This is a genomic window from Clostridium sp. N3C (assembly GCF_900095445.1).
In the GTDB taxonomy this organism is placed as follows: domain Bacteria; phylum Bacillota; class Clostridia; order Clostridiales; family Clostridiaceae; genus Clostridium_AU.
Window position 1 is genome coordinate 1 of sequence record NZ_FMJL01000094.1, and the last position, 381, is coordinate 381.

The 381-nt window shown below is 53.5% G+C and carries 1 rRNA gene; it reads right to left on the reverse strand.

What is annotated here, in order from left to right:
* Positions 1-360: ribosomal RNA gene (locus tag N3C_RS14420) — 16S ribosomal RNA — on the reverse strand; the annotation flags it as partial.
* Between the last annotated feature and the right edge of the window lie 21 nt (positions 361-381).

Here is a 381-nt window from a genome sequence, read left to right on the forward strand (position 1 = left end):
TGCAATATTCCCCACTGCTGCCTCCCGTAGGAGTCTGGACCGTGTCTCAGTTCCAATGTGGCCGATCACCCTCTCAGGTCGGCTACGCATCGTCGCCTTGGTGAGCCGTTACCTCACCAACTAGCTAATGCGCCGCGGGCCCATCTCATAGCGGATTGCTCCTTTAACTGTAGTTTCATGCGAAACCGCAGTATTATGCGGTATTAATCTCCCTTTCGGGAGGCTATCCCCCTCTATGAGGTAGGTTGCCCACGTGTTACTCACCCGTCCGCCGCTAGGAACCGAAGTTCCTCGCTCGACTTGCATGTGTTAGGCACGCCGCCAGCGTTCGTCCTGAGCCAGGATCAAACTCTCAATTTAAAAGTTTGAATCTTAGCTTAT